21 protein-coding genes are annotated in these 26,596 nt (G+C 35.7%); 11 read left to right on the top strand and 10 right to left on the bottom strand.

Going from position 1 to position 26,596, the window contains the following annotated elements; translation table 11 throughout:
* Window positions 1-438 precede the first annotated feature (438 nt).
* Window positions 439-624 carry a hypothetical protein gene (locus tag J3U59_RS05905; RefSeq protein ID WP_065798700.1) on the top strand — a complete coding sequence of 62 codons (186 nt, stop codon included), beginning with the start codon at window positions 439-441 and terminating at the stop codon, window positions 622-624.
* 816 nt (window positions 625-1,440) lie between these two features.
* Here the strand turns inward: J3U59_RS05905 and J3U59_RS05900 are convergent.
* The 3 genes from J3U59_RS05900 to sohB all read right to left on the bottom strand — a co-directional run bounded on the left by J3U59_RS05900 (window position 1,441) and on the right by sohB (window position 6,426).
* Window positions 1,441-3,036: a bifunctional aspartate transaminase/aspartate 4-decarboxylase gene (locus J3U59_RS05900; protein WP_267333466.1), complete on the bottom strand. Its 1,596-nt coding sequence runs from the start codon at window positions 3,034-3,036 to the stop codon at window positions 1,441-1,443.
* Between the two features lie 28 nt (window positions 3,037-3,064).
* Window positions 3,065-4,765, bottom strand: a complete 1,701-nt coding sequence (aspT, locus tag J3U59_RS05895) for an aspartate-alanine antiporter (RefSeq protein WP_267333467.1) — start codon at window positions 4,763-4,765, stop codon at window positions 3,065-3,067.
* A 551-nt stretch (window positions 4,766-5,316) separates the two neighbouring features.
* Window positions 5,317-6,426 carry a protease SohB gene (gene sohB / locus J3U59_RS05890; protein WP_267333468.1) on the bottom strand — a complete coding sequence of 370 codons (1,110 nt, stop codon included), beginning with the start codon at window positions 6,424-6,426 and terminating at the stop codon, window positions 5,317-5,319.
* 139 nt (window positions 6,427-6,565) lie between these two features.
* On the opposite strand from sohB, the gene J3U59_RS05885 reads away from it, so the two are divergent.
* Entirely contained in the window at window positions 6,566-8,278 is a 1,713-nt protein-coding gene (locus tag J3U59_RS05885) for a formate--tetrahydrofolate ligase (RefSeq protein ID WP_416379579.1), read from the top strand.
* Complete coding sequence (locus J3U59_RS05880) at window positions 8,278-8,697, top strand: RnfABCDGE type electron transport complex subunit B (protein ID WP_065634698.1); 420 nt, start codon at window positions 8,278-8,280, stop codon at window positions 8,695-8,697. Before J3U59_RS05885 ends, J3U59_RS05880 begins: the two co-directional genes overlap by 1 nt.
* Window positions 8,698-8,761: 64 nt before the next feature.
* Here the strand turns inward: J3U59_RS05880 and typA are convergent, their stop codons facing one another.
* Window positions 8,762-10,588: a translational GTPase TypA gene (gene typA / locus J3U59_RS05875; protein WP_323849443.1), complete on the bottom strand. Its 1,827-nt coding sequence runs from the start codon at window positions 10,586-10,588 to the stop codon at window positions 8,762-8,764.
* A 127-nt stretch (window positions 10,589-10,715) separates the two neighbouring features.
* Entirely contained in the window at window positions 10,716-11,288 is a 573-nt protein-coding gene (gene hemG / locus J3U59_RS05870) for a menaquinone-dependent protoporphyrinogen IX dehydrogenase (RefSeq protein ID WP_267333470.1), read from the bottom strand.
* A 148-nt stretch (window positions 11,289-11,436) separates the two neighbouring features.
* Here hemG and glmU point away from each other — a divergent pair, with 148 nt between their 5' ends.
* On the top strand, window positions 11,437-12,822 hold the full coding sequence (glmU, locus tag J3U59_RS05865) for a bifunctional UDP-N-acetylglucosamine diphosphorylase/glucosamine-1-phosphate N-acetyltransferase GlmU (protein ID WP_267333471.1): 1,386 nt from the start codon (window positions 11,437-11,439) through the stop codon (window positions 12,820-12,822).
* 3 nt (window positions 12,823-12,825) lie between these two features.
* Window positions 12,826-14,658: a glutamine--fructose-6-phosphate transaminase (isomerizing) gene (gene glmS, locus J3U59_RS05860; RefSeq protein ID WP_267333472.1), complete on the top strand. Its 1,833-nt coding sequence runs from the start codon at window positions 12,826-12,828 to the stop codon at window positions 14,656-14,658.
* 224 nt (window positions 14,659-14,882) lie between these two features.
* Here glmS and J3U59_RS05855 read toward each other — a convergent pair whose 3' ends face one another.
* A complete protein-coding gene (locus J3U59_RS05855; RefSeq protein ID WP_267333473.1) occupies window positions 14,883-15,635 on the bottom strand; it encodes a hypothetical protein in 753 nt (250 codons plus the stop codon).
* Between the two features lie 280 nt (window positions 15,636-15,915).
* Here J3U59_RS05855 and J3U59_RS05850 point away from each other — a divergent pair, with 280 nt between their 5' ends.
* The 4 genes from J3U59_RS05850 (at window position 15,916) to rlmKL (ending at window position 21,946) form a co-directional block, all read left to right on the top strand.
* On the top strand, window positions 15,916-17,790 hold the full coding sequence (locus J3U59_RS05850; protein WP_267333474.1) for a PTS mannitol transporter subunit IICBA: 1,875 nt from the start codon (window positions 15,916-15,918) through the stop codon (window positions 17,788-17,790).
* 76 nt (window positions 17,791-17,866) lie between these two features.
* The gene (locus tag J3U59_RS05845; protein ID WP_267333475.1) at window positions 17,867-19,030 is read left to right on the top strand and encodes a mannitol-1-phosphate 5-dehydrogenase; all 1,164 of its coding nucleotides are present in this window, start codon (window positions 17,867-17,869) and stop codon (window positions 19,028-19,030) included.
* Between the two features lie 6 nt (window positions 19,031-19,036).
* On the top strand, window positions 19,037-19,588 hold the full coding sequence (locus tag J3U59_RS05840) for an MltR family transcriptional regulator (protein ID WP_267333476.1): 552 nt from the start codon (window positions 19,037-19,039) through the stop codon (window positions 19,586-19,588).
* A 234-nt stretch (window positions 19,589-19,822) separates the two neighbouring features.
* Window positions 19,823-21,946 (top strand): bifunctional 23S rRNA (guanine(2069)-N(7))-methyltransferase RlmK/23S rRNA (guanine(2445)-N(2))-methyltransferase RlmL, encoded by a 2,124-nt coding sequence (gene rlmKL, locus J3U59_RS05835; RefSeq protein WP_267333477.1) that lies wholly within the window; start codon window positions 19,823-19,825, stop codon window positions 21,944-21,946.
* A 388-nt stretch (window positions 21,947-22,334) separates the two neighbouring features.
* Here the strand turns inward: rlmKL and J3U59_RS05830 are convergent, their stop codons facing one another.
* Both J3U59_RS05830 and J3U59_RS05825 read right to left on the bottom strand, forming a co-directional pair.
* Window positions 22,335-22,763: a universal stress protein gene (locus tag J3U59_RS05830; protein ID WP_267333478.1), complete on the bottom strand. Its 429-nt coding sequence runs from the start codon at window positions 22,761-22,763 to the stop codon at window positions 22,335-22,337.
* A gap of 87 nt (window positions 22,764-22,850) precedes the next feature.
* Window positions 22,851-23,336, bottom strand: a complete 486-nt coding sequence (locus tag J3U59_RS05825; protein WP_267333479.1) for a GNAT family N-acetyltransferase — start codon at window positions 23,334-23,336, stop codon at window positions 22,851-22,853.
* 278 nt (window positions 23,337-23,614) lie between these two features.
* On the opposite strand from J3U59_RS05825, the gene J3U59_RS05820 reads away from it, so the two are divergent.
* Together J3U59_RS05820 and J3U59_RS05815 are read left to right on the top strand one after the other, a co-directional pair.
* Window positions 23,615-24,025 carry a GNAT family N-acetyltransferase gene (locus J3U59_RS05820; RefSeq protein ID WP_267333480.1) on the top strand — a complete coding sequence of 137 codons (411 nt, stop codon included), beginning with the start codon at window positions 23,615-23,617 and terminating at the stop codon, window positions 24,023-24,025.
* The gene (locus J3U59_RS05815) at window positions 24,022-24,603 is read left to right on the top strand and encodes a Maf family protein (protein ID WP_267333481.1); all 582 of its coding nucleotides are present in this window, start codon (window positions 24,022-24,024) and stop codon (window positions 24,601-24,603) included. The genes J3U59_RS05820 and J3U59_RS05815 overlap by 4 nt, the downstream gene beginning before the upstream one ends.
* A gap of 28 nt (window positions 24,604-24,631) precedes the next feature.
* Here J3U59_RS05815 and J3U59_RS05810 read toward each other — a convergent pair whose 3' ends face one another.
* Window positions 24,632-25,297: an ABC transporter ATP-binding protein gene (locus J3U59_RS05810; protein WP_267333482.1), complete on the bottom strand. Its 666-nt coding sequence runs from the start codon at window positions 25,295-25,297 to the stop codon at window positions 24,632-24,634.
* Window positions 25,297-26,508 (bottom strand): ABC transporter permease, encoded by a 1,212-nt coding sequence (locus J3U59_RS05805; RefSeq protein ID WP_267333483.1) that lies wholly within the window; start codon window positions 26,506-26,508, stop codon window positions 25,297-25,299. Before J3U59_RS05805 ends, J3U59_RS05810 begins: the two co-directional genes overlap by 1 nt.
* Window positions 26,509-26,596 lie beyond the last annotated feature (88 nt).

The raw sequence follows: 26,596 nt of genomic DNA, 5'->3' as shown, positions 1-26,596 counted from the left end.
ATTTTAGTAATGAAAATGATTGGCAAATATTGGCATTACTTAAATTAAAATTAGACAACCATAGTGTTGATGCAAAGATATATCACCAATTTATTATTGATATTTGTTATTCTCAAGCACAGTTTGAATTTAAACAACATTCACTAATGTTATTAAATAAAAATGCTTATTAATGTAGCTTAATTAAATTAACAGAAAATAAATTAGATGATAAACAACTCAGTATTCATGCTAAAAAACAGAGACAGATATAAAAGAATAGGTTGATATTAAAACAGATATACAATACAGATTACATTAATTTACAATTTTCCTTATTAGCAAAAATACCAGTCTTTTATCAAACAGTTAATCTGAGCGAGATACTGAATAACAAAATAAAGTTATTAAATCATCGTTGAATTTGAAAATCTTATTTCATTATTGAGGATAATTTGTATGGTAATAAAAAACAGTCCTGAAAAGGATATAGAATCAATCTTAAATGATTCTAATGTATTTGCTCAAAAAATTAACAAATACTGCCGTAATTGCAACAATCCAACTCCTGATGGATTAGCATATTGCAACCAGAATTGTAAAAATGAATTTGAAATCAAACATCGCAATGATTTTAAAGATTAACTACCTCATTATTTATATAAATAAAAAACATTAAAATTGTGAAAAATAATGGCATTTATTCAATAGATGAATTATCAAATTAATCTATTAAAATAATACATTCAATCTTTACATTATGTTCTAAAATAATTTTTTGATCTTTTACCATAAAAGTACTTAAAAATAATAATTATAAAGAATAGCAAAACTAAAAAATAACCATAACGTTACGCTAACGTATAACTAAATGTTTGATCCAAATAGTCACAAAAGAAGCTTGTCATAGTTTGTCCACTATAAACGGTTAAGTATGCTTGTGTTTTTTATGGATGTTGCTTATCGCAATAACAAAAAAGTCATAACATAATTGGTAAGCTAAAAAAGTAAAGCATAATTGAATAAGTAATAAATATTTTTCAATTTTAGATAAATCAATTGCTTTCAATAAAACGCCCTGAAATTGATTTAATCTTGTTTTAAGAATAGATAAGACCTAGATATTATCCAAACTTAGTACACAATGATAACGAAGTATCAAAAAACATCGCCTAATGACAACGCAATAGATTTGAATTTTCTGATACAGATATGTTTATCATCACATTTAACGCAGTTTTAAACACTCTATAAATTTATAGTTATTGTCGAAGACGGACATACAAATTGACGTTTGATACTAATATCGATTCAGAGTAATTTTTTAAGATTTTAAAAAAATCTATAATATAATTTTAAATGAAATAAAAAATATAACTGAATACAGACAATAAAAAAGCCCTAACTATCAAGTCAGGGCCTAACACTGTTAAGTTGTTAAGATTAAATTGATGTTATCAGTTACTTACTTTTTGTTTTATACTCATCATAATATTCCTGAGCCAGTTTACGCATTGATAAACCGATTGCGGCATATTGATACTCATTTAAATTGGCCAAGGAAGCACGCGCAGACGGATGCTGCACCGCAAATCCTTTACCTGGAAGCAATACCACTCCTGCTTCATCGGCAATTCTAAATAGCATTTCAGAAGGATTTTTATTTTTTAAGATCCATTTAGCAAACTTATCATCATAAAGTTCTCGACAAATATGTTCTAAATCAATTAGCGTATAGTAATCGACATTGTTTTCATCTGTTTTGTGTTTCAAACCTAAATGCTGATAAAGTGAAGCCGCACGGCGACGAATAATCGTCTTTAACGTCGCCTTATAACTTTGATCGGCATCCATCATTTCACATAACGCAAAAAGAACCATTTGTACTTGCTGTGGCGTTGACAAACCGGCAGTATGATTTAAGGCAACCGCTCGGCTATCTGCTACTAAGCGATCAATAAATTTGAGATTTTCAGGATCGGTAACAATTGAGCTGTAACGTTTATCAAGAATCTTTCTTGTCTTACTTGGTAATGCTCTAATAGTTTTGTCGATAACATTATCATGGCTAAGCGCAATTACTCCTAAACGCCAACCTGTCGCGCCAAAATATTTAGAAAATGAATAAACTAAAATGGTATTTTTAGGGCAAATAGCAAATAAAGATTGAAAGTTATCAGCAAAAGTCCCATAAACATCATCAGTTAAAATGATCAAATCAGGGCGTTTTTTCACAATATCAGCAATAATTTTTAAGCTTTTATTATCGATTTTAACTGAAGGTGGGTTAGACGGATTAACAAGGAAAAAAGCTTTAATGGATGGATCTTCTAATTTACGTAATTCAGATTCAGGGTATTGCCAATTTAGATTTGGATCTGAATTGATTAGTACCTCAACGAGTTGATAATCATTTAAACTCGGTATTTCAAGATATGGGGTAAAAATAGGCGCGCCGATAGCTATTTTGTCCCCTTTTTCAATTAATCCATTCTCTTTCATTGAATTAAATATATAGGCCATAGCAGCTGTGCCACCTTCAACTGCAAAAAGGTCTAATTCATCACGATGTAAATACTGCGCACCCATTTGCTCAAGCACATAAGATTTTACCACTTCCTCACTTAAGGTTAACATTCGATCGGGAACGGGATAATTACATCCTAAGATGCCTTCAACCATTTCTTGCAAAAACTTATTCTCATCAAGACCTAACTGATCACGAATATAAGAAAACGCTTTACCTAAAAAAGCAACACCAGGCGTTTGGTAATTTTGTCGAATAAAATGCTCAAAACGCCCAGTTAGACCGGCTTTAATGGGAAAGCCACCTACCCCTTCATTCAAGTAAGAATAAGACATTTCTGATTCTTGAATAGCAAACACGCCTAATTGAAAAAACGCCTGACGAGGAAAAGTAGCAAGAAAATTAGGATTACCACGGCCGGCATTTAACATAACGCGATCTGCACGACTTTGTGCAAGTTTAATTAAATTATCTTTTAACTCAAAAGGACTCAAATTGGCATACTTTGAAAAGTCTGTTGTGTTTTTCATGATCTGTACCTTTACTTTTATATTCCAATTAAACAAAAGCCACAACTAATGGACCTAACAAAGTTAGGAAAACATTAGCTAAAGCATAAGTAATAGCAAAAGAATTGGTTGGTGTAGAATTTCCTGCCTTATTTAGCACTTCACCGAAAGCTGGATTAGCACTACGAGCTCCCGCCAATGCACCAGCAAATACCGCTACATTTTTATAGCCAAGGACATATTTACCAAAGTAAATAGCTAATAACATAGGCAAGACAGTAACAACCACTCCAATTAAAAATAGCGATAACCCTTGTTCTTCAATGGTATTAATTGCCTGTAAACCAGAACTTAAACCGACTACAGCAACAAAACCAGCTAAGCCAAAATCTTTCAATAATTGAATAGCACCACTTGGAATGTTACCAACAGTTTGATGAATTGAACGGTACCAACCAAATAACAAACCTGACAACAAAGCCCCACCACCAGCGCCTAATGTAATTGGGATATCGCTCACACGGATAACAATTAAACCGATAATAAGACCAACTACCAAACCTAAACCATGGAAAATCCAGTCAGTTTTTTCACTACGGGTAATCGGTGCACCAATTTTATCAACAACACGTTTAAGATCGCCATCAGAGCCATAAATGGTTATCACATCACCTAATTTTAAATAAATATCATTATTTAGTGGCAATGACTCGCCATCTCGATGAATAGCAATTAGATAGATACCATGCTTTAATTGAATAACCTCTTCCGATGATAGGACTTGTGTTAAATTTTCGCCAACATAACGTGAATTACGCATCTCAACGTCTTGAGTATTCATCACAACATCCATACCCGATACTGAATTAATTTCAGTGCCAAGAAGATCACTTGCTTGAATCATTGCATCACGGTGGCCAACAACTAAAATAATATCCCTAACTTCAATAACTGTGTCTGGTGTGGCTTCAATAATTTTATTGCCACGCTTTATTTTTTCAATACTTATACCATTAACTGTTTTCTCAATTTCGCTAACATTCTGATCAATTTTATTCGTCACGCGATATAAACGACCGGTAATATCTGATAGTGCTAAATTTTGATTAGAACCTAACAATAAAGAACCATGCAATTGTTCTGCTTGTGCTTTTATAGCGTCATCAGCAATATCTTTTCCCATGATTTTTGGCAAAATATTGACACAAATAATAATGGCGCCTAAAGAACCAAAGATATAGGTTACTGCATAACCAATAGTGACATTAGCTTGCATTTTATGAAGTTCTTCAACACTTAACCCTAATTGACTTAATGCATCAGATGCGGTGCCCATAATGGCAGATTGAGTAAGGCCACCAGCAGCAAGCCCCGCAGCTAGACCTTTATCTAAATTAAACACTTTAGCTAACACAACAACTGTCGCTAAACCTGCAACTGCTATAAATAGCGCTAAAAAGATTTCACGCAAAGTTTTGACACCAAGCGAACGAAAAAACTGTGGTCCGCTTTCAAAACCAACCGCATAAATAAAGAGCGCGAAAAGAACCGCCTTAACGCCAGCATCAACTGTCACGCCAAAAACACTCAATGCAACGGCAACCAGTAACGAACCTGCAACACCACCCAGTTGGAATTTACCAATCCGAATAGCACCAATTAAATATCCTAAACTCAAAGAAAGAAATAAAAGAATTTCGGGTGAGTGTTGAATCCCATTTAAAATCCAGTGTGAAAGCCATTGAAACATAATAATTGTCCTCAAGTGCTAAAAAGATGAATTAAGAATGTAAGAAAAGAAATAAAAAGGGACTTAAAGAATATTCATTCAATTTTATGAATACGTTTATATATTAAACTGCTATTGCAAGAATAGAAAGTTAATTTTTATAATTGATATTATTTATAAAAAAATAACAATGCAATGTCTTATTTTTTTATAACACTACGATATTTATAAGATCTACACTTTTGCTTGTTTGCCCGTCGTTAATCGTTAGGCAACTATAACCCTATAAATACAACGAATAGAAATATTTTCTTTGATACTTTACATAAAAAAGAGAATGGGAAAAGTTTTCACTCAGTCAGTATAAACAATTAACATAATCATAATTGTTTATTTCCAAAAATGTTTTATCCGAAAAACTATTTTCAAAAAATATTATTTGAACAAATAAGTTAAATATAAATATCTTACTTTTGAAGTTTCCCTTACATATAAGGCTAACTCGTATGTAGTTTTTTACTATGCGATATATTTTTGTTGAATAATAAAAATTGTAGAAAATAAAAAGGGCTTTACAGCCCATTTCCTTGTCTAAAAAATAGTCTTTCCATACTTTTTACCACGTTTTTTGACAATTTTTCAGAGAGTTTTTGCTTACGTTGATAACTGACCGAGATAATTTTATGGGTATCTAAATGCGATAAGATAAAGTCATCACTGGTACTAATTTCGTCAACTAAACCTTTATCTTTAGCTTGAGTAGCAAACCAATGTTCGCCGGTAGCAACTTCATCTATATTGATATTAGGCCGATATTCTTTCACAAAATCCTTAAATAATAGATGCGTTTCTTCCAGCTCTTGCTTAAATTTTTGACGACCTTCATCCGTATTTTCACCAAACATCGTTAATGTACGTTTGTATTCACCTGCTGTCTGTAATTCAATATCGACATCATGCTTTTTAAGTAAACGGTTGAAGTTTGGAATTTGCGCAACCACACCAATTGAACCAACGATTGCAAAAGGTGCCGCGACTATTTTATTGGCGGTACATGCCATCATATATCCACCACTTGCTGCGACTTTATCGACAACGGCGGTGAAAGGAATATTACGTGTTCTAAAACGTAATAGTTGCGAAGCCGCTAAACCATAACCATGAACGACCCCGCCTGGGCTTTCAAGCTTAACGACAACTTCATCTTCGGGTTTAATAATGGCTAAAACCGCAGTAATTTCTTGGCGTAATTCTTCAACTTCATGTGCATCCATACTGCCATTAAACGATAACACAAATAGTTTTGGTTTGGACTTTTGCGGTGGTTCGCTTGAGGCTTCAATAGCTGAGCTATCTACAGCCGTGGTATCTACCGTTTGTTCACTGCTTTTTGTTTGTTGTTTCTTTTGTTTTATCGCTAATTTTGCTTGTTTTTTCTCATTTTTTTTCTGTTTTTTTAGATCTTTATTAAACTCTTTAGCCTCAACTTCATCCATGCTAGAGATTAACATATCATCTTTAACTTGTTCGTATTCTTCACTGATATCTTTAACAGATAGGCGTCCTGCTGCCGTTACCGATTTTCGACGTTGACTGATAATAAAAATCAGTACCGCTAAAATAGCGACTACCACTGTCACGGTCTCAGCTAAAAAAAGTGCATATTGTGAAAAAAAATTCATTTAACAATTATCCTTAGAGTGAATGTTACAATTATTATAACAATATAATAAAGGAATGTGCCGAAAATTAACAAAGATAAAATTGTTGCTTTATTCGGCAAATCAAATTATTTATACTGATAGCCTAATTTACTGTTATATGAGAATTAAAATGTCTTTACGTCCAATTACCGAAATCGCCAAGCAAGCTAATATTCCTGAGGAGTTTGTACTACCTTACGGCAAATATGTCGCAAAAATTGACTTATCACTTATAAACGCCAACCAAAATAGAGAAAATGGTAAATTAGTCCTTGTAACAGCCATTACGCCAACGCCTTTAGGTGAAGGGAAAACCGTCAATACTATTGGACTAAGTGAAGGTCTAAACTATATTGGGAAAAAAGCAATTGCTTGTATTCGTCAACCAAGTCTTGGTCCCGTTTTTGGCGTTAAAGGTGGGGCCGCCGGTGGTGGGCAAGCCGAAGTATTACCCATGGAAACCTTAAATCTACATTTAACAGGTGACATTCATGCAATTACTGCGGCTCACGATTTAGCTTCTGCTGCATTGGACTCTCGTTTATATCATGAAGATCGTTTAGGTGATGAATTTACCGCACAAACAGGGTTAGCTCGATTAAATATTGATGTCAATCGTATCGTTTGGAAACGTGTTATCGATCACAACGATCGTGCTTTACGCAATATTACTGTTGGAGTTGGTGGAGGCTTAAATGGCGTTGAAAGGCGTGATGGTTTTGAAATAACAGCTGCATCAGAATTAATGGCAATTTTAGCGTTAGCCTCAGATTTACATGATATGCGTGCTCGTATTGGTCGCATTATATTAGCTTATAATACGCAAGGCCAACCAATAACTGCCGAACAGCTTGAAGTAGCTGGCGCAATGACTGTATTACTAAAAAATGCCATTAATCCAAATTTAATGCAAACAGTTGAGAATACGCCGGTGTTAATTCATGCAGGTCCTTTTGCTAACATTGCACATGGAAACTCCTCGGTGATTGCTGACCGCATTGCATTAAAACTTGCCGACTATGTGATTACTGAAGCTGGATTTGGTTCTGACATGGGAATGGAAAAATTTTTTAATATCAAATATCGTCAAGCAGGTATCAAAGCCGATTGCGTGGTATTGGTGGCAACTGTTCGAAGTTTAAAATCTAACAGCGGTAAATATAATATTAAACCGGGTCAAGCAATTCCAAAAGAAATCTCTGAATCTAATGTTGAATTACTTGAAATTGGCGCCGCTAACTTAGCATGGCATATCAAAAATGCCAAAAGTTATGGGCTACAAGTCATAGTTGCGATTAACCGTTTCCCACATGATAGCGAAGAAGAACTCGCATTCTTACAAAAATATGCCGTTGAACATGGCGCATTTGCTTGTGAGGTTAGCGAAGTGTTTACTAAAGGTGGCAAGGGTGCTGAAAAATTAGCTAACCATGTAATTAAAGCGTGTGAGATGCCAAGTGAAATTAAATTACCTTACCCTAACACAATGCCACTAATTGATAAAATCCAAACTATGGTGAAAAAATACGGTGCTAACAAAGCTAACCTATCAGCTAAAGCAATCGAAAATATCAAAGAAATTGAGGCATTAAAGCTCGATCATCTACCGCTATGTATTGCTAAAACACCAATGTCAATTAGTGCTGATGCCAACTTAAAAAATGTGCCAACCAACTTTGACGTTGACATTAGCCATTTAGCAATTTCAGCAGGGGCGGGATTTATTCGTGTTTACGCAGGCAATGTGATGACTATGCCAGGGCTTGGGACTAATCCGGCTTATCGACAAATCGATATTGACAAAGATGGTAATATTGTAGGTTTAAGTTAATGCAAGAAGTGATTATGCAAACCAAACAACAATATAAAGCGTTTATTGATGAACAAAACTGTATAGGTTGTGGCAAATGCATCCGCGTCTGTCCGACAGATGCAATTGTTGGCAGCAAGCAAGTATTACATACCATTTTGCCGAAGTTATGTACATCATGCAGTAATTGCATCAATACCTGCCCTACCGACTGTATTACCCTAAGTACTTTAGGTGAGGCATTAACCGAAAGTGAAGAGTTACAATTAACACAAAAAAAACAACAACGGTTAAATCACAATCAACTGGTACCACCAACGATCTTATTTCCGCGCACAATGGAAGTTAAAAACACAAGTGATACGAGTCAAAAAGATCGAAAACAATCCATTGCTGATGCAATAGCCAGAGTTAAGGCAAGAAAAAACCTCGCTAATTAGCGAGGTTTTCAATTTAAGCAGAATAAATGCTAACAACCCATTGAGCTGTTAGCATTCTCAACAATTAGTCTTTATTGTTACTTCTAAATGCGCGCTTACGATCATTTTCAGTTAAATGACGTTTACGTAAACGAATAGACAATGGCGTAACTTCGACTAACTCATCATCATCAATAAACTCTAATGCTTGTTCTAATGACATTTTCACTGGTGGTGAAAGCGTGGTTGCCTCATCAGTACCTGATGCTCGCATATTGGTTAGTTTTTTACCCGTTAAACAGTTAACAGTTAAATCATTAGAGCGTGTATGAATACCAATAATTTGACCTTCGTACACTTCGGCACCATGACCCAAGAACAACTTACCACGATCTTGCAAGCTATAAAGTGCATACGCTAATGCTTTACCGGTACCGTTAGAAATCATCACACCATTATTACGTTGACCAATTTCACCAGGACGAACATCATCATAATGACTAAAAGTCGAATAAAGTAAACCAGTACCTGAAGTCATTGTCATAAATTCCGTTCTAAAACCGATAAGACCACGACTAGGAATGACATAATCTAAACGCACACGCCCTTTACCATCTGGTAGCATATTAGTTAGATCACCTTTACGCAAACCAAGTGCTTCCATCACTGAACCTTGATGTTGTTCTTCAATATCAAGCGTAACTTGTTCGAATGGTTCTTGTTTTTTACCGTCGATTTCACGATAAATAACTTTAGGACGCGAAACACCTAACTCATAACCTTCACGGCGCATATTTTCAATTAACACAGATAAGTGCAACTCACCGCGACCCGACACTTTAAATGCATCAGGATCAGGCGTTTCCTCAACACGAAGTGCCACATTATGAACCAGTTCTTTTCTTAGACGTTCTAAAATTTGACGAGAAGTGACAAATTTACCTTCCTTACCGGCAAAAGGTGAACTATTAACATTAAAGAACATGGTAACCGTTGGTTCATCTACGGTTAACGCAGGTAGAGCTTCAACACAACTATTATCACAAATCGTATCAGAAATACCCAATTCACCAAGACCAGTTAAAGCAATAATATCACCCGCTTCGGCAACTTCAGCTTCATAACGTTGCAAGCCTAAATGACCTAAAACTTGACCCACTTTACCAGTACGTTTGTTGCCCTCACTATCAACAATTGTTACTTGTTGATTTGGTTTGACCCGACCACGTTTAATACGACCAATCCCGATAACACCAACATAATTATTATAATCAAGTTGTGAGATTTGCATTTGGAATGGACCATCTAAATCGACTTTTGGTGGCTCAACATATTTCACAATTGCTTCAAATAATGGTGTCATGTCTTGCGCCATATGCTCATGATCAAGACCTGCAATACCCATTAATGCTGAAGCATAAACTATTGGGAAATCTAACTGTTCATCAGTTGCACCCAAATTAACAAATAGATCAAAGACTTGATCGACAACCCAATCAGGTCTTGCGCCTGGACGGTCAACTTTATTAATAACAACAATTGGTTTTAACCCATAAGCAAACGCTTTTTGTGTTACAAAACGGGTTTGTGGCATAGGACCATCCATTGCATCAACAAGCAATAATACCGAATCAACCATCGACATTACGCGTTCAACTTCACCACCAAAATCGGCATGTCCTGGGGTATCAACGATGTTAATGCGATACCCATTCCAATTAATAGCCGTATTTTTAGCTAAAATAGTAATACCACGCTCTTTCTCAAGCGCATTTGAGTCCATTATTCGCTCGTTATCATCACCACGCAAATTATCAAGCGTGCCCGATTGTTTCAACAATTTATCAACCAATGTTGTTTTACCATGGTCAACGTGCGCAATAATGGCTATATTTCTTAAATTTTCAATCACAATTAAAATCCCAATTAGGAGACAGATTCTTTAGGCGCAATATTGTACACCTTTTTACTCGAAATGTTGATCTATATCACAAAGTTTATTTATCAGACTATTTATTGGTAAAAAATCAATAAAAATCTTATTGTTTTACACCATCTAAAACTGATGGAGCACAGACTTGCTGATAAAATTGTGCGGCAAATTCATCAACCTTAGCCCAATTGGTATATTCAATCACAGGTTTAGTCACATCAGTATCGCCCTTTCCTAACCACATAATAAAGCGAATCATATTACGATCGAACCAATTATATTGAGGATAATAAAGTGCACCAGCAAAAACCGCTTTAATGGTCGGATTCCAGGCAATTTTAGCTAAAAACTTTTTAGTATATAAATTGGTTTCTGGCGTATTTTTATTTGGCTTACGAGCCACCACATTGACACCAAAAAAACCAGATCGAATGGTATTTAATTGCTGATAATTATCATCGATAAATTGCTTCATCACTTTACTATAAAAACCATAACGTATTGAAGATCCCAACAAAACTGCCTGATATTTAGTTAAATCAATATGGCTATCAGGCAAAAGTTGAATAACATCACAGTCGCATTTATCACCAAGCTGTGTTTTTATGCGTTGCATGATTTTGAGGGTTTGCTTTTCATGCGTAGTATAAAGTAATAAAACTTTCACAACATGACTCATAACATTGCTTCCTTATCTAATAAGACATTGGCAAATTTCACTATTACTTTTTTCATGATAAAAATTAATAAATTCGGGGTGATTTCATTAAAAACTTTGATTATAGTAATAAACAAATTTACACAAAATTAAAGAAACCGGACAGATTATGACGATTTCAGTTCCAAAACTTAGTGCTATTATTTTGGCGGCAGGGAAAGGCACACGGATGTACTCCAACCTACCTAAAGTTTTACATAAAATTGGCGCTAAACCGATGTTACAACATGTTATTGACACAGTTCAACAACTAAATATCGATCAGATCAATATTGTTTATGGTCATGGAAAAGAGCAATTAGAACACGCACTCAAAAATCAACCTGTGCACCTTATTTATCAAGCAGAGCAGCTCGGTACGGGACATGCAGTACAACAAGCTATTCCTCATATTGCAGATAACCAAGACATTTTAATTTTATACGGTGATACCCCGCTCATATCACAACAAACTTTAGAAAACTTAATTACCAGCAAACCAGAACAAGGCATAGCACTATTAACGGTTATACTTGATGATCCAACAGGTTATGGCAGAATAGAACGGAAAAATGATCAAGTCGTTGCCATTGTCGAACAAAAAGATGCGTCACCAGAGCAACAAAAAATAAATGAAGTCAACACCGGCATAATGCTTGTTACTGGTAAACTACTTAAAAAATGGCTATCGCAAATAACCAATAACAATGCCCAAAAAGAATATTACCTAACCGATATCATTGCGCTGGCACATCAAGATGGCTACCCTATCCTGACATCTCACCCCGTGCAACAATTTGAGGTAGAAGGTGTAAATAACCGCTTACAATTAGCCACCCTAGAACGCCAATACCAGCATCAACAAGCACAAAACTTATTACTAGCGGGTGTAACATTACTCGATCCTAACCGCTTTGATTTACGCGGTACACTTACCCACGGTAAGGATGTCACCATCGACAGTAATGTTATCATTGAAGGGCAGGTAAAGTTAGGCAATAACGTCACCATTGGTGCAGGTTGTATTTTAAAAAATTGCACTATTGACGACAATTCAATCATAAGTCCTTACAGCATAATCGAAGATTCAACCATCGCACAGCAATGCACTATAGGTCCATTTGCTCGACTCAGACCCGGTTCACAGCTTGATGAACAAGCCCATGTAGGTAACTTTGTCGAACTCAAAAAAGCTCATCTAGGCAAAGCAAGCAAAGCGGGGCATTTAAGTTATCTTGGTGATAGTGAAATCGGCAACAACGTCAATATTGGCGCAGGCACCATCACCTGTAATTACGATGGCGCAAACAAATTTAAAACCATTATACAAGATGACGTATTTGTCGGCTCCGACTCTCAGCTAATTGCTCCAGTTAACATTGGTAAAGGTGTCACTATTGCTGCCGGCACAACTGTCACCACCAACGTTAAGGATAATGAATTGGTAATAAGCCGAGTAAAACAAAAACAGATTTCTGGTTGGAAACGTCCAACAAAGTTAAACAATAAGGAATAAATTATGTGTGGAATTGTGGGTGCTATCGCCAAACGTGATATTGCTGAAATATTACTGGAAGGATTAAAACGTCTGGAATACCGAGGATATGACTCAGCAGGACTTGCTATTATCTCACCAACAGGCGAACTGCAACGCGTTCGGCGTGTAGGAAAAGTACAAGCATTAAAAGATGCGGTTGAAGCCCATCCACTTAAAGGCAGTACAGGAATAGCCCATACCCGCTGGGCAACTCATGGTGAACCTGTCGAACGCAATGCCCATCCACATGTATCAGATTTTATTGCTGTTGTTCACAATGGTATCATCGAAAACTTCGAACCTTTACGTGAAAAACTCATTGCCAAAGGTTACCAATTTCGTTCAGAAACTGATACAGAGGTGATTGCCCACTTAATTCACGACATCATATCAACTGAAGGTTGCTCATTATTTGAAGCAGTACAAAAAGCCATACCTCAATTAAGAGGTGCTTACGGCACCGTTATAATGGATACACGTAATCCCGATATTTTGGTTGCGGCTCGTTCAGGCAGCCCTCTCGTGATTGGCTGTGGTGTTGGTGAAAACTTCATTGCTTCCGATCAACTTGCCTTACTGCCGGTTACACGTCAATTCATCTATTTAGAAGAAGGTGATATCGCACTAGTAACACATCGCACCGTGACCATATTAGATAAAAACTTTCGCGAAACAACGCGCCCTTGTGTTGAATCTGATGCTAGATACGATGCCGGAAGTAAAGCTGGTTTTAATCACTATATGCAAAAAGAGATTTATGAACAACCAAACGCCATTAAAAATACCCTTGAAGGTCGTATGCAACATGGCAAAGTTGACTTATCCGAACTGGGTGAAAAGGCTGAAACCATCTTAAAACACGTAGAACATGTACAAATTGTTGCATGTGGAACAGCGTATAATGCCGGCATGGTTGCGCGATATTGGTTCGAAGCTTTAGCGGGTATACCTTGCGACGTCGAAATCGCTTCAGAATTTCGTTACCGTAAGCCTGCTCGTCGCAAAAACAGCCTATTTATCACCCTATCCCAATCAGGCGAAACCGCAGACACTCTAGCAGCACTACGGTTAGCGAAAGAAAATAACTACCTAAGCACATTAGCTGTTTGTAATGTGGCGGCATCAACACTAGTACGTGAAGCAGATTTGGTACTCCTTACCAAAGCAGGGGTTGAAATTGGCGTAGCATCGACTAAAGCCTTCACGACGCAATTAACCGTACTCCTTTTATTAGTTGCCAAACTTGGGCGACTCAATGACATGGCCGAAAGCACCGAGCAAGCAATAGTCCATGCACTACAAACCTTACCAAATCGTATAGAACAAGTTTTAATGACAGAACCAGAAATCAAAAAACTCGCGGGGCAATTTGTCGATAAGCATCATGCGCTATTTTTAGGACGAGGTGATGAATACCCAATAGCCATGGAAGCGTCCTTAAAGCTAAAAGAAATATCCTACATTCATGCCGAGGCTTACGCAGCAGGCGAGCTCAAGCACGGCCCATTAGCACTCATTGATGCAGATATGCCTGTCATCGTGATGGCACCAACGAATGAAATGCTAGAAAAATTAAAATCCAATATCGAAGAAGTTCGAGCGCGAGGCGGTCAACTATACGTATTTGCTGAACAAGAAGCAGGATTTGTTAGTGATGACACAATGCACATCATCAACCTACCACATATAGAAGAACTCACTGCGCCAATCTACTACACGGTTCCAACACAGCTACTGGCGTATCACGTAGCATTAATTAAAGGAACAGACGTCGATCAGCCAAGAAATCTGGCAAAATCGGTAACAGTAGAGTAAGTTTCGCTATATAAAATGTGAGGAATTAATGTAGGTTTTGATATCATCATCAAAACCTATGTTTCCACATTAAACCAATCAGATAAAGATTGAAAACACTTACCCAAAAAATCTTTATAACAATTAAACCACTTTTTCCCCTGATAAAAACGCATATTTGACTGCTACAAAGCCAAAATTGAATTGGTCGTTAACCAATCAGTGAGTCATTAAAAATAACAAAATCACCAATATTCTAACTTACGATAAAAAGTAGTATTGGTCACACCATCGGGCGTTATGCAATACCCATATGTCCAATCACCGTGTTGATTATGTTTAGCAAATGTACATTTGATATTGTATGAATTCGAATTGTCAGTTTGATTATTTTTAGATTGACCATTATTCACATCATCATCAATGCTTTTACTTTTGACTCTTATCAACCAACCAGCTGGATTATAGAAATATTCACCTAAACTACACCCATCATCCCAGCATTCAGTATAACGAACAACTTTATTATTTGCGTATTCATATCGCCTTTTTAACGGTTGTTGCCAAACCGCATCATCAGTATTTTTCTCAATAAGTTGACCTGATTGATTATAGATAAGTGAACTGACATTTTGTTGCTTATCATCAACAATCGAAGTAATGTTCTGCTGTTCATTTAATTTAAACCAAAGTTTTTTATTAAGATATTTGATTGAATGAACAGAATAATCAACATCAATATTATACTGTGCATCACTGGTAATAGCTTTTTCAAAAAAACCTTGCTCATTGGCATGGTAAATTGTTTTTAACGGGCCATCATTATCTTGAGCGTAAGTTGTAATTATCTGTTTTTTTATTATTTTTTCAGTAGGCATGAATTCAGGATCGGAAAAGATATTATAACTATTATTAATATGGATAGGATTCATTTCGTTTGCAAAGCACAATCCATTAAATAAAAAAAGACAACTTAAACTGATTAAAAATTTTTGCATAATTCGATTCTGATTATTTTTTGTTATTTAAATTTATAAAAATTATACAATTAATCTTACAAAGATGCATTAATAAAACTTACGCTTTAAACATAGTTTACCGATACCCCTTATGGCTTCCGCAAAAATTGTGATCTTAATCACAAAAATAAAAAATAGCCCCATACAAACACTGTGACCCTGATCACATTTGTCAATTTTTTTGGATGAATCAAATAACGATATCCTTCTACAATAGCTGCATAATGATTATATCAATCAATAAGGAAAGATTTAAATTATGACAAGTGCAAACATCAAATTGAAAGTCCAAAATTTTGGGCGATTCCTAAGTAATATGGTGATGCCCAATATTGGCGCATTTATCGCTTGGGGCTTTATCACCGCGATTTTTATACCTACCGGTTGGTTTCCAAACGCGACCGTAGCTAAATTAGTTGAACCTATGATTACCTATTTATTGCCACTGTTAATTGGATATACAGGCGGTAAATTAGTCCATGGTGAACGAGGTGCGGTTGTTGGTGCAATCACAACGATGGGCGTTATAGTCGGTTCGTCAATTCCAATGTTTTTAGGTGCAATGATAGTCGGTCCACTTGGAGGATGGGTCATTAAACATTTTGATAAAGCTGTTGATGGTAAAATCAAAAGTGGATTTGAAATGTTAGTGAATAACTTTTCGGCCGGTATTATTGGCATGTTACTCGCTTTATTGTCATTTTTTGCAATTGGCCCTTCTGTTGTTGTCGCATCAAGTGTATTAGCGCAAGGTGTCGATTTTATGGTCCAGCATAATTTGTTACCATTAACTTCAATCATTGTTGAGCCAGCTAAAATATTATTTTTAAATAATGCCATTAACCATGGTGTATTTTCACCTTTAGGAATTCAACAAGCAGCTGAGCACGCTCAATCAATATTCTTTTTGATCGAAGCAAATCCTGGTCCTGGTTTAGGTTTGTTAGTTGCTTATATGTTATTTGGTAAAGGCGCGGCTAAAGGCTCAGCAAGTGGCGCGGCAATTATTCATTTCTTTGGTGGTATTCATGAAATTTACTTTCCCTATGTGTTGATGAATCCTCGCTTAATTATTGCCATGATTTTAGGTGGCATGACTGGTGTATTTACATTGACGTTATTTGGTGCTGGATTAAGTTCTCCCGCTTCACCTGGATCTATTATTGCGGTTCTTGCTGTAACACCCAAAGATTCGATTGTTGGTGTAAGTGTTTCAGTACTTGCGGCGGCGGCTGTTACTTTTGTGGTTGCATCAATTCTATTAAAAACGACTAAATCTGCAACGAAAAGTCTTGATGAAGCAAAATCCGATATGTCGGCAATGAAAAGTGAAGCAAAAGGTAATAAAAATAGTGAATTAGATTTAACTCAAGTGAAAAAAATCATTGTTGCCTGTGACGCTGGAATGGGCTCAAGCGCAATGGGTGCTGGCGTTTTACGAAAAAAAATTCAGGATGCTAATTTAGATATTAATGTCAGCAACACCGCGATTAATAATTTACCGATTGAAGTCGATATTGTTATCACTCATAAAGATCTCACCGATCGAGCCAAACAATATGCCCCTAACGCACATCACATATCATTAACTAATTTTTTAGATAGTGAATTGTATACTCAATTAGTTAATGATTTAATCCATGCTAACAATAAAAAATCATCGACTGTATCAAGCGACAACTCACAATCGTTTGGGCATAAACCCTTATTTAAGCTAAGCGAAAAAAACATTTTCCTAAACTTAACAGCCAACACCAAAGAAGAAGCGATTCGTTTTGCAGGTCAAAAACTCGTAGATAATGGATATGTAAAACCCGCTTACATCGAAGCAATGCTTGAACGTGAAAAATTAACTTCTACTTATTTAGGTGAATCGATAGCTGTGCCACATGGTACTATCGAATCCAAAGATGAAGTCATTACAACAGGTATTGTATTTTGCCAATATCCATCGGGTGTTCAATTTGGTGAAGAAGAAAGTGATAAAGCCAAAATAGTCATTGGTATTGCCGCTCGCAATAATGAGCATCTAAGTGTCATTGCAAAACTAACTAATGCACTTGATGATGAAAGCATTATTGCTAAACTGGCTAGTACAAATAGTATTGAAGAAGTTTTAGCGATATTAAGCTAAAACAAGGTGTAATTCATTTATTATGAAATTACAACTAATAAATTGATTATTAAATATATTGTTAAGGGTCATTATTATGCAAGCATTACACTTTGGTGCCGGCAACATCGGCCGAGGTTTTATCGGAAAATTACTGTCAGACACAGGCATACATGTTACCTTTGCTGATGTAAATCAACAAATTATAGATGCCATTGCTGAGCGCCATGAATATCCGGTAAATGTGGTTGGCGAGCAATCGACGACAGAAATAGTTAAAAATGTCGATGCTATTAATAGTACATCAGCAGAAGTTATCGACTACATTACTAAGGTCGATTTAATTACGACAGCGGTTGGCCCACAAATTTTAACAAGAATTGCCCCTGCTGTTGCCCAAGGTATTATTGCCCGACACCAACAAGGTCAGACAAAACCACTCAATATCATTGCTTGTGAAAACATGGTACGCGGTACTAGCCAATTTAAGCAAGAAATTGTTAAAGCCTTACCTCAGCACCTACATCAATGGGTAAATAGTCATATTGGTTTTGTGGATTCCGCTGTTGATCGCATAGTACCGCCTGCAACATCAAAAACAGGCGATATACTTGAAGTTACCGTTGAAACTTTTTCTGAATGGATTGTGGACGAAACCCAGTTTGTTGGCACCATTCCATCAATTAACGGAATGCAACCAGTTGATAATTTGATGGCTTTTGTCGAACGCAAACTATTTACGCTAAATACGGGACATGCTATTACCGCTTACTTAGGCTTTTATAATAATATTAGCACCATTCGTGATGCAATTTTAGATGAACGAATTCGGTTAATTGTTCGCGGAGCAATGGAAGAAAGTGGTTTAGTATTAATCAAACGTTATAATTTTGATGAACAAAAACATATGGCGTATATCGAAAAAATCTTAACCCGTTTTGAAAACCCTTATTTACACGATGATACTGCTCGAGTAGGACGCCAACCAATACGCAAATTGGGTGCCGGCGATCGTTTAATTAAACCGCTTCTTGGAACCGTTGAATATCAAGTTAAAAATACGAATTTACTTATTGGGATTGCAGCAGCACTTAACTACCGTAACAACGATGATGAACAAGCAGTCGAGTTGGCCAAACTTATCCTAGAAAAAGGTGTGAAACAAGCTTTTTCTGAGCTCTCAGGTATTGATGTTAATAATCCTATTGTTAAGCAGATTGAAGAAATTTATACTGCAATGCAAAATCATCAATTTATTTAACTTCTAATGCCCGAATCGATATTACAAGAAGATACGATACTTGAAAAACTTAACCAGCAAGCTGATATTTACAACTTGCTGGTAGTTGCAATTAAATTAATTAATGACAGTGTTAATCAATTGATTCTAAAGGTTTTTCGTAAAGAGCCGCATGCTATAAAATTTGTGATCCCCTCGTTAGTGGGCAAAAATGGACCACTTAATGACACCTCTGTATGCTTAAAACTACTGTATGCTTTAGGCATTATCAGCCGTGAAGATTATGAAGACATAGAACTATTAATTGCCATTTTAGAAGAACTTGAACAAGATGATAAAAGCTACTCCTACCTAGATGATGAAATTCTAGGACCAATTAGCTTATTACATGACATGGTACTGCCACCTAATTGGGCATCACAACACGAAAAGGCCAAGCAATCGGGTATTGTTGACACCTTAAAATCGTCCATGTTTCACAATCGCTATCAACAAATGATTCGTTCAGCATTAATCATCGCGATCACAGATTTGACGCTTCGAATTGTTAATAAACAAAAAATTGATTATTTCCCATAAATTTTGCAGTGATTTGACTTAATTTACCTGAAAAAGTAATGCGTTTTAATCATGGCTTTTGTTATTACATTCAATGTTGGCTAAAAGCTTATAACTAACGATTTAATTGAGTGATTATTTTTTTCATAAAATTATCGATTATTTAGTCATTTTATTATTCTATTTGAGCTTTATTTCCCACAGTTACTATTAGTCGGTATAATGCCTACAATTTTATTGTTAAGTGGATTATGCATGAAAACATTATTTGCCAGTACTTCACGAGGTCTGGAAGAGTTATTAAAAAAAGAGTTGGAACAAATTGGCGCTAGCGAGTGTAGAATTGTGCAATCGGGCGTCTATTTTAATGCTGACGAAACAACATTATATCAATCGTTATTATGGTCTCGTTTAGCATCACGTATTTTGTTACCTATTGCCGAATTTGATATTTATAGCGATTTAGATCTTTATTCGTGTGTAGTTAATATTAAATGGACAGATATTTTTGCGGTCGATAACTCGTTTGTGATTAATTTTATTGGCGTAAATGATTTTATTCGCAATAGTCAATATGGTGCCTTAAAGATTAAAGATGCCATAGTTGACCATTTTACAAGACATACTAATGAGCGACCTAATGTAGCTAAGCAAGATCCTGATATTCGTCTTTATGCTTATCTTAATAAAAATCGCGTTACACTTTCTTTAGATTTAAGTGGTGACAGTTTGCACCAGCGAGGCTACCGCCAACAAACTGGGCAAGCACCGTTAAAAGAGAGCTTAGCTGCGGCAATCATTATACGCTCTGGCTGGCAAAACGATGAACCATTAATCGATCCTATGTGTGGATCGGGCACACTTCTAATCGAAGCAGCAATGATCGCATCAAAAATTCCACCAGGACTACATCGCAAACAATGGGGTTTTTTTGCTTGGAAAGGATTTAATCCAACACGCTGGAATGAACTACTTTTTGCTGCTAAACACAATATTTGCAAAAGCACGACCCCATTTATCGGTTACGATAATAATTCGGTTGTTCTTCAGCGCGCTGAACAAAATGCAATTCAAGCGGGAGTAGGTGATTTAATTACTTTTGCTATGCAAGATGTCACTCAACTCACCAACCCTTTGCCTACAGCGCCTACAGGGATGATTATTAGTAACCCACCTTATGGAGAACGCTTAGAAAGCGAACCTGCACTTATTGCCTTACATACGGCATTAGGTCAACGAATTAAACAAAACTTTGGTGGGTGGCGATTATCATTATTCAGTGGTGCACCACAATTATTAGATTGCTTACAGATGCGCGCCGATAAACAGTTTAAAGCCAAAAATGGACCTTTAGATTGTGTGCAAAAAAATTATGTTATTGCTAAACGAGAAAATTCACAATCACTCAATCCACCAACTTTACCGGCTTTGGATTTTACTAATCGATTACGTAAAAATAAACAAAAACTGGAAAAATGGGCGGCACAACAACAGTTAGAATGTTACCGTCTGTATGACGCTGATTTGCCGGAATATAATGTTGCAATCGATCGATATAAAGATAAAGTCGTGATTCAAGAATATGCTGCGCCGAAAACTATTGAAGAACAAAAAGCCAGACAACGTTTGTTTGATACTATCAACGCAACTATGTCAGTACTTGAACTTAATGCCGATCAATTAGTGTTAAAAACCCGTGAAAAACAGAAAGGTAAACAGCAATACCAAAAACTTGCACAAAAACAAGATTACTTTTTAGTGCATGAATATGCTATTAACCAACGTCGTACCCAATTTTGGGTCAATGTCACTGATTACTTAGATACGGGTCTATTTTTAGATCATCGTTTAGCACGTAAAATGATTGGCGAAATGAGTGAAGGTAAAGATTTTCTCAACCTATTTGCTTATACAGGCAGTGCAAGTGTTTATGCTGGGCTTGGCAACGCTAAATCAACAACTACCGTTGATATGTCGCGCACCTACTTAGAATGGGCGGATCGTAATTTAAAACAAAATGGTTTAACAGGTAAAAAGCATCGTTTAATTCAAGCTGACTGCTTGCTTTATTTAGCACAAAGTGAAGAACAATTTGACTTAATTTTTATCGATCCACCAACGTTTTCAAATTCAAAAAGAATGCATGATACGTTTGATGTGCAGCGTGATCACCTAAAATTGATGACTGATTTAAAACGCTTATTACGACCTAACGGCACGATTGTTTTTTCCAATAATAAACGCGGATTTAAAATGGATGCTGACGGCATGCTAAAATTAGGACTGACCTATCAAGACATTACCGACAAGACCCAGTCGCTAGATTTTAAACGTAACAAACATATTCATTGCTGTTTTATTGTTAGACATAAAAAATAAAATATTCCGGAAGGTGACAAATTTAGGATGCAGTCTAATCTGCATCTCTTTACTTAAAATTTTTAAAACGTGAATGTGAAAATTTACGACTTTACAATGTGTTAATTACAGAATAACGGTCTAAAAATTAAAACTAAACGTGGAAGTTCGTTACAATAGTGATGCTTTGCCTATTTGCAAATAAAACTTGTTTTGTGCTTGTTGATGCATAGGTTATCTTCGTTGAAGAGGATGACTGCCCGTTCAAAATATCCAAAATGTGCTGAACTTGAAATTTGTGTAATACAAAATGTGAAGCAATAAACTTTTTTAGACACAAAAATTGAGGAACAGTATTTTTGGACCAAAAAACACAGATGTCCTCATCAAAGGACATCATAAAATAAAACTAACGTACTACTAATACTGAAGTCTGAGCGCCTCGTACCACGCCCGATGCATTGGATCCTAAAAGGTGAGTGGTAATATTTGGTCGCCTTGATCCTAAAATAATAAGATCAGGTTTGATTTCGTCAGCTAAAGCTAGAATTTCATCTCGTGGATTACCAAAAGCAATTGAAAATGATAAATTTTCACGCGGTAAATTAATCGAATCAATTAACCTGTGTAGTGCTTGCTCGGTTTGTACGGTTGCTTGATCTTTAAATTCATCAAATCCAAATGAATAGGCATTAACTATGGCCGATGCGACAGGTAAAGTATGAAAAAAAATAACTTTGGCATTGGATAATTTCGCTAAACATTCTAAATGCGGAATGACTTTTTGGGTTAATTCGTCCTCAAGGATATCAATAGGAACCAAAATTTTTTTATACATAACTGTTACCTCGCTGTGTAAAAATTTATAACTTACCTATTTTTTTTAATAGCTCTTGATTCATTCATCATACTCGCTTTTAATTGATTAACGAATGATTTTTTGCATCAAAATCACTTCCTTAGCTGAATTAAGGTTATGAGGCTTGCACAGTTGAAATCCAAGTTTTCGATACAAAGCAACGACATCTGTCATTGCCGATAAAATGTTGGTATAAACTTTTTCATAACCAAGTAATTTTGCTTGTTGCACAGCAAGTTTAATCAACTCTTGACCAATACAAAGTTGTTTATATTCATTTTTTACATATTTATGTATTAATTCAGCAGTGGAATTATCATAATGGCGAAGACCAATACAACCTGCAATGCTTGCCGAAGTCGAAACACCGATGTGAGCAAGTATTAACATTCCTTTAGGGTATAATGCAGTGTGTACAATGGATTTAAATGCATTCTCCATAGTTAACGTGTACAAACTTGGACAAAAAAGATTAGCATATTCAGAAAAAAGTTGTTTCCCTTGTTCAAAATCACATGCTGTTTTAGCAATCTTATAAGTAACTAAAGGCATAAGACATTTCCTGAGCATTTACAATGACTGTTCAATAAACTTACACCTATTTTTCGATTAAATCATATTCATTATTTTTATTAATGCCATAGGTAACGTCATTGTTATAACAGTGTAGATATTACTTTAAACTTTAAGCTGGTTTAGTTAATTGATTGTTAAATAATAAAGCGATAACATAACAAACAATCAATGGTTAATGATAATTACTTAGTTAACTCTCTAAATCATAAGTCGTTATCATTATCTACGTATGATCGAATTAAAATTGGAGGCATATGACTAATATCATTTACAGATGTAATATTAAACCCACATTAACACAAGCTATTACGCTATATAATAATTGCAGTTTAGGTGAACGCCGCCCTATTGATGATCATAAGCGGTTTCAAGCTATGTTAGATAATGCAAATCTAATTATTACTGCATGGGATAAGGATACCCTTGTTGGTATTGCCCGTTGCTTAACCGATTTTGTTTATATTACTTATTTAGCTGATCTTGCAGTTGATAATAGATACCAAAAACAAGGTATTGGTAAACAATTAATCAAAGAGGTACAAAATTATACAGGTTTAGATTGTGCGATTACTTTGCTGGCAGCACCGCAAGCGGTAGAGTATTACGGTCATATCGGTTTTAATTGCCATCCCTCAGCTTGGATAATAAAAGAAGAACTTAAATGAGAATAATCTTAGCATCAACGTCACTTTCTCGAAAAAAAGTATTAGAAAAGTTAGCTATTGCTTTTCAATGTGTTCCACCTATTTGTGATGAAACGCCATTACCGAATGAATCAGCAGAACAACTAGTCATACGCCTATCAAAACTTAAAGCACAATCATTAATAACTCAATATCCTAATTGTTTAATCATAGGATCCGATCAAGTGGGAGTTTTAGATGATAAAATTGTTTGTAAACCCCATACTGTTGAAAACGCCCGCCAACAATTACGTAACAGTAGTGGTAAATCCTTCTATTTTTACACGGGTATGACGGTTATTAACTCCGCTAGTGGACAATCAAACACAATATGTGAACCTTTTAAGGTGACGTTCCGCCATTTAACCGATGCAGAAATTAATGCCTATATAGCAAAAGAAATGCCACTACAATGTGCTGGAAGCTTTAAATGCGATGAATTAGGGATTACGTTATTTGATAAGTTAGAAGGTGATGATATTAATTCATTGGTGGGATTGCCACTATTAAAGCTCAATAAAATCATGATAGAAATGGGCTGCAATCCACTTTTCATGTAATACACATATTTTATGTTATATATGCAAACTATTCGACCAATCGACCAGCTGCCATTTTCATTATTTTTTGGCTATAATTTGCAACATCATGGTCATGTGTCACAATTAATAGCGCTGTTCCTTGCTGATGAATTTCGGTTAATAATTGCATAATTTCAGTCGAGCTTTCGTCATCTAAATCACTTGTGGGTTCGTCAGCAATCACGATTTGTGGCTGACAAATCAAAGCACGTAAAATAGCAATACGCCGCATTTCACCACCAGACATATTTGCTGGATAAGCATCTTGCAGATGGCTCACGTTTGCTTTCTCTAACAGTTGTTGTGCATAAGTTAGGCTTGTTTGATTGGCGCGCTTAGTTAGATAAAAAGGTAATCGTATATTTTCAAGCGCAGTCAAATTAGGTAATAAACTACTGCCTTGAGGAATATAACCAATATTCTGATTTCGAAATGCTGAAACTTGCTCATCATTAAGTTCAAAAAGATTAGTATCATTAATGGTAATTTTGCCCTGAGTTGGCGTCAGTAACCCTGCAATCATATTAAGTAAAGTCGTTTTACCACTACCTGATTTACCCATAATACAAACAAAATCATCCTGTTCCATATTGAAGCTAATATTATTCACAGCTGAAAAAGTTTGTTGTGCGCGACGATAATCTTTTCGCAGATTTTTAACGCTAAGTAACATTATTCCCCCTCTCTTAAAGTGCTGTAAGTATCAAATTTAGTCATAGATAAGGCAGAATAAATACAAGATAGCGGACCAATAATCACTGTGAGAATAAACACAATTACGGCATATATTATTGCATCAAATAACGAAATATTGACACATGGCAAACCAATTGATTGACAAATTAATAAACTAAAAGCATAAATCAATATAGCAGCAATCACAATGCCAGCAATACCACCTAATGCACTAATTATTAATGACTCTTTTAATAACATTTTAATCAAATCACGGCGTGATGCCCCAAGTATGCGTAATAAACTGATCTCGCGTTTACGTTCGTTTAATGAGGATGAAAAAATAACAAAGATCACAATAATAGCTAACACCCAAAAAATAGCCGATAAACTGTACACAATAGTTGAAAATCCACTTAACCATTTTGCAATATTACTTAACATACCTTTAGTCATGACAAAATCGATATTATAGTCCATAGCAAATTTTGGCATGATTTGATTGATAATATCTTTAGGTTGATAGTCATGATTCACTTTAATAAAGATAGAAGAAGCATAATCAGTAAAATGATCAACATCACCTTCTATTAATTTAGCCTCTTTCATTAGTTTTTGCGCAGCTGACATTGTCATAAAAACTGAAGTGTCAAAACCCATGCCTGTGCTATCCATTTTAGCTGCTATTTTAAAAGGCTGATTGAAAAATAGGATCTCATCACCTACTTGTGAAGTAATTTTAGCACCCACAACAACTTGATTGTCGGTTAATGGCTGGCTTAGTTGGGTTTGTAACCATGGTTTAATAACAAAATCACTTTGCTCATCAAAGCCAATTAGCTGTACTTTAGTCGTACAACATCCCGCGTTCAATGAAGCAATAAAAAGCTGCGGTGAAATAGCTTCAATCCCTTTAATATTTTTAATTTTATCAATTAAATCCACTTTTAGATAAAAACTACTTGGCTCACCCCGTAATAAAGCAACTTCCATATTCTTTTCATAACCATAAGGCACAATAAGAATATCAGCCCCTAACCGATCGGCCATGCCTGAAATGCCTTGACTAAGATTTTTCATTAATACACTGCCACCAAATAGTGTGGCTGAAAAAAGGGTAATAACAATAATCAAACAACAACTACGAAAAGGTCGTCTTTGAATATTTTTCCATGCTAAATGAGAAATAGTAATCGGCTTTTCTTGCATGTTAATTTCCTGCAATTATTGAGCTCTTTATTTATCTATTAATATTTATAATGATAAATTCTAAGCGTTAACTTGTTTAAACTAGTCA

This window comes from Gilliamella sp. B3783 (genome assembly GCF_026536125.1).
Taxonomy (GTDB): Bacteria; Pseudomonadota; Gammaproteobacteria; order Enterobacterales; family Orbaceae; genus Gilliamella.
This window is presented reverse-complemented; position numbering and strand designations above follow the sequence as displayed.

Bases quoted from the DNA above. Each gene is read 5' to 3' on its own strand.
- J3U59_RS05905 (WP_065798700.1), top strand. From the start codon at position 439: ATGGTAATAAAAAACAGTCCTGAAAAGGATATAGAATCAATCTTAAAT.
- J3U59_RS05900 (WP_267333466.1), bottom strand. From the start codon at position 3,036: ATGAAAAACACAACAGACTTTTCAAAGTATGCCAATTTGAGTCCTTTT.
- aspT (WP_267333467.1), bottom strand. From the start codon at position 4,765: ATGTTTCAATGGCTTTCACACTGGATTTTAAATGGGATTCAACACTCA.
- sohB (WP_267333468.1), bottom strand. From the start codon at position 6,426: ATGAATTTTTTTTCACAATATGCACTTTTTTTAGCTGAGACCGTGACA.
- J3U59_RS05885 (WP_416379579.1), top strand. From the start codon at position 6,566: ATGAGAATTAAAATGTCTTTACGTCCAATTACCGAAATCGCCAAGCAA.
- J3U59_RS05880 (WP_065634698.1), top strand. From the start codon at position 8,278: ATGCAAGAAGTGATTATGCAAACCAAACAACAATATAAAGCGTTTATT.
- hemG (WP_267333470.1), bottom strand. From the start codon at position 11,288: ATGAGTCATGTTGTGAAAGTTTTATTACTTTATACTACGCATGAAAAG.
- glmU (WP_267333471.1), top strand. From the start codon at position 11,437: ATGACGATTTCAGTTCCAAAACTTAGTGCTATTATTTTGGCGGCAGGG.
- glmS (WP_267333472.1), top strand. From the start codon at position 12,826: ATGTGTGGAATTGTGGGTGCTATCGCCAAACGTGATATTGCTGAAATA.
- J3U59_RS05855 (WP_267333473.1), bottom strand. From the start codon at position 15,635: ATGCAAAAATTTTTAATCAGTTTAAGTTGTCTTTTTTTATTTAATGGA.
- J3U59_RS05850 (WP_267333474.1), top strand. From the start codon at position 15,916: ATGACAAGTGCAAACATCAAATTGAAAGTCCAAAATTTTGGGCGATTC.
- J3U59_RS05845 (WP_267333475.1), top strand. From the start codon at position 17,867: ATGCAAGCATTACACTTTGGTGCCGGCAACATCGGCCGAGGTTTTATC.
- J3U59_RS05840 (WP_267333476.1), top strand. From the start codon at position 19,037: ATGCCCGAATCGATATTACAAGAAGATACGATACTTGAAAAACTTAAC.
- rlmKL (WP_267333477.1), top strand. From the start codon at position 19,823: ATGAAAACATTATTTGCCAGTACTTCACGAGGTCTGGAAGAGTTATTA.
- J3U59_RS05830 (WP_267333478.1), bottom strand. From the start codon at position 22,763: ATGTATAAAAAAATTTTGGTTCCTATTGATATCCTTGAGGACGAATTA.
- J3U59_RS05825 (WP_267333479.1), bottom strand. From the start codon at position 23,336: ATGCCTTTAGTTACTTATAAGATTGCTAAAACAGCATGTGATTTTGAA.
- J3U59_RS05820 (WP_267333480.1), top strand. From the start codon at position 23,615: ATGACTAATATCATTTACAGATGTAATATTAAACCCACATTAACACAA.
- J3U59_RS05815 (WP_267333481.1), top strand. From the start codon at position 24,022: ATGAGAATAATCTTAGCATCAACGTCACTTTCTCGAAAAAAAGTATTA.
- J3U59_RS05810 (WP_267333482.1), bottom strand. From the start codon at position 25,297: ATGTTACTTAGCGTTAAAAATCTGCGAAAAGATTATCGTCGCGCACAA.
- J3U59_RS05805 (WP_267333483.1), bottom strand. From the start codon at position 26,508: ATGCAAGAAAAGCCGATTACTATTTCTCATTTAGCATGGAAAAATATT.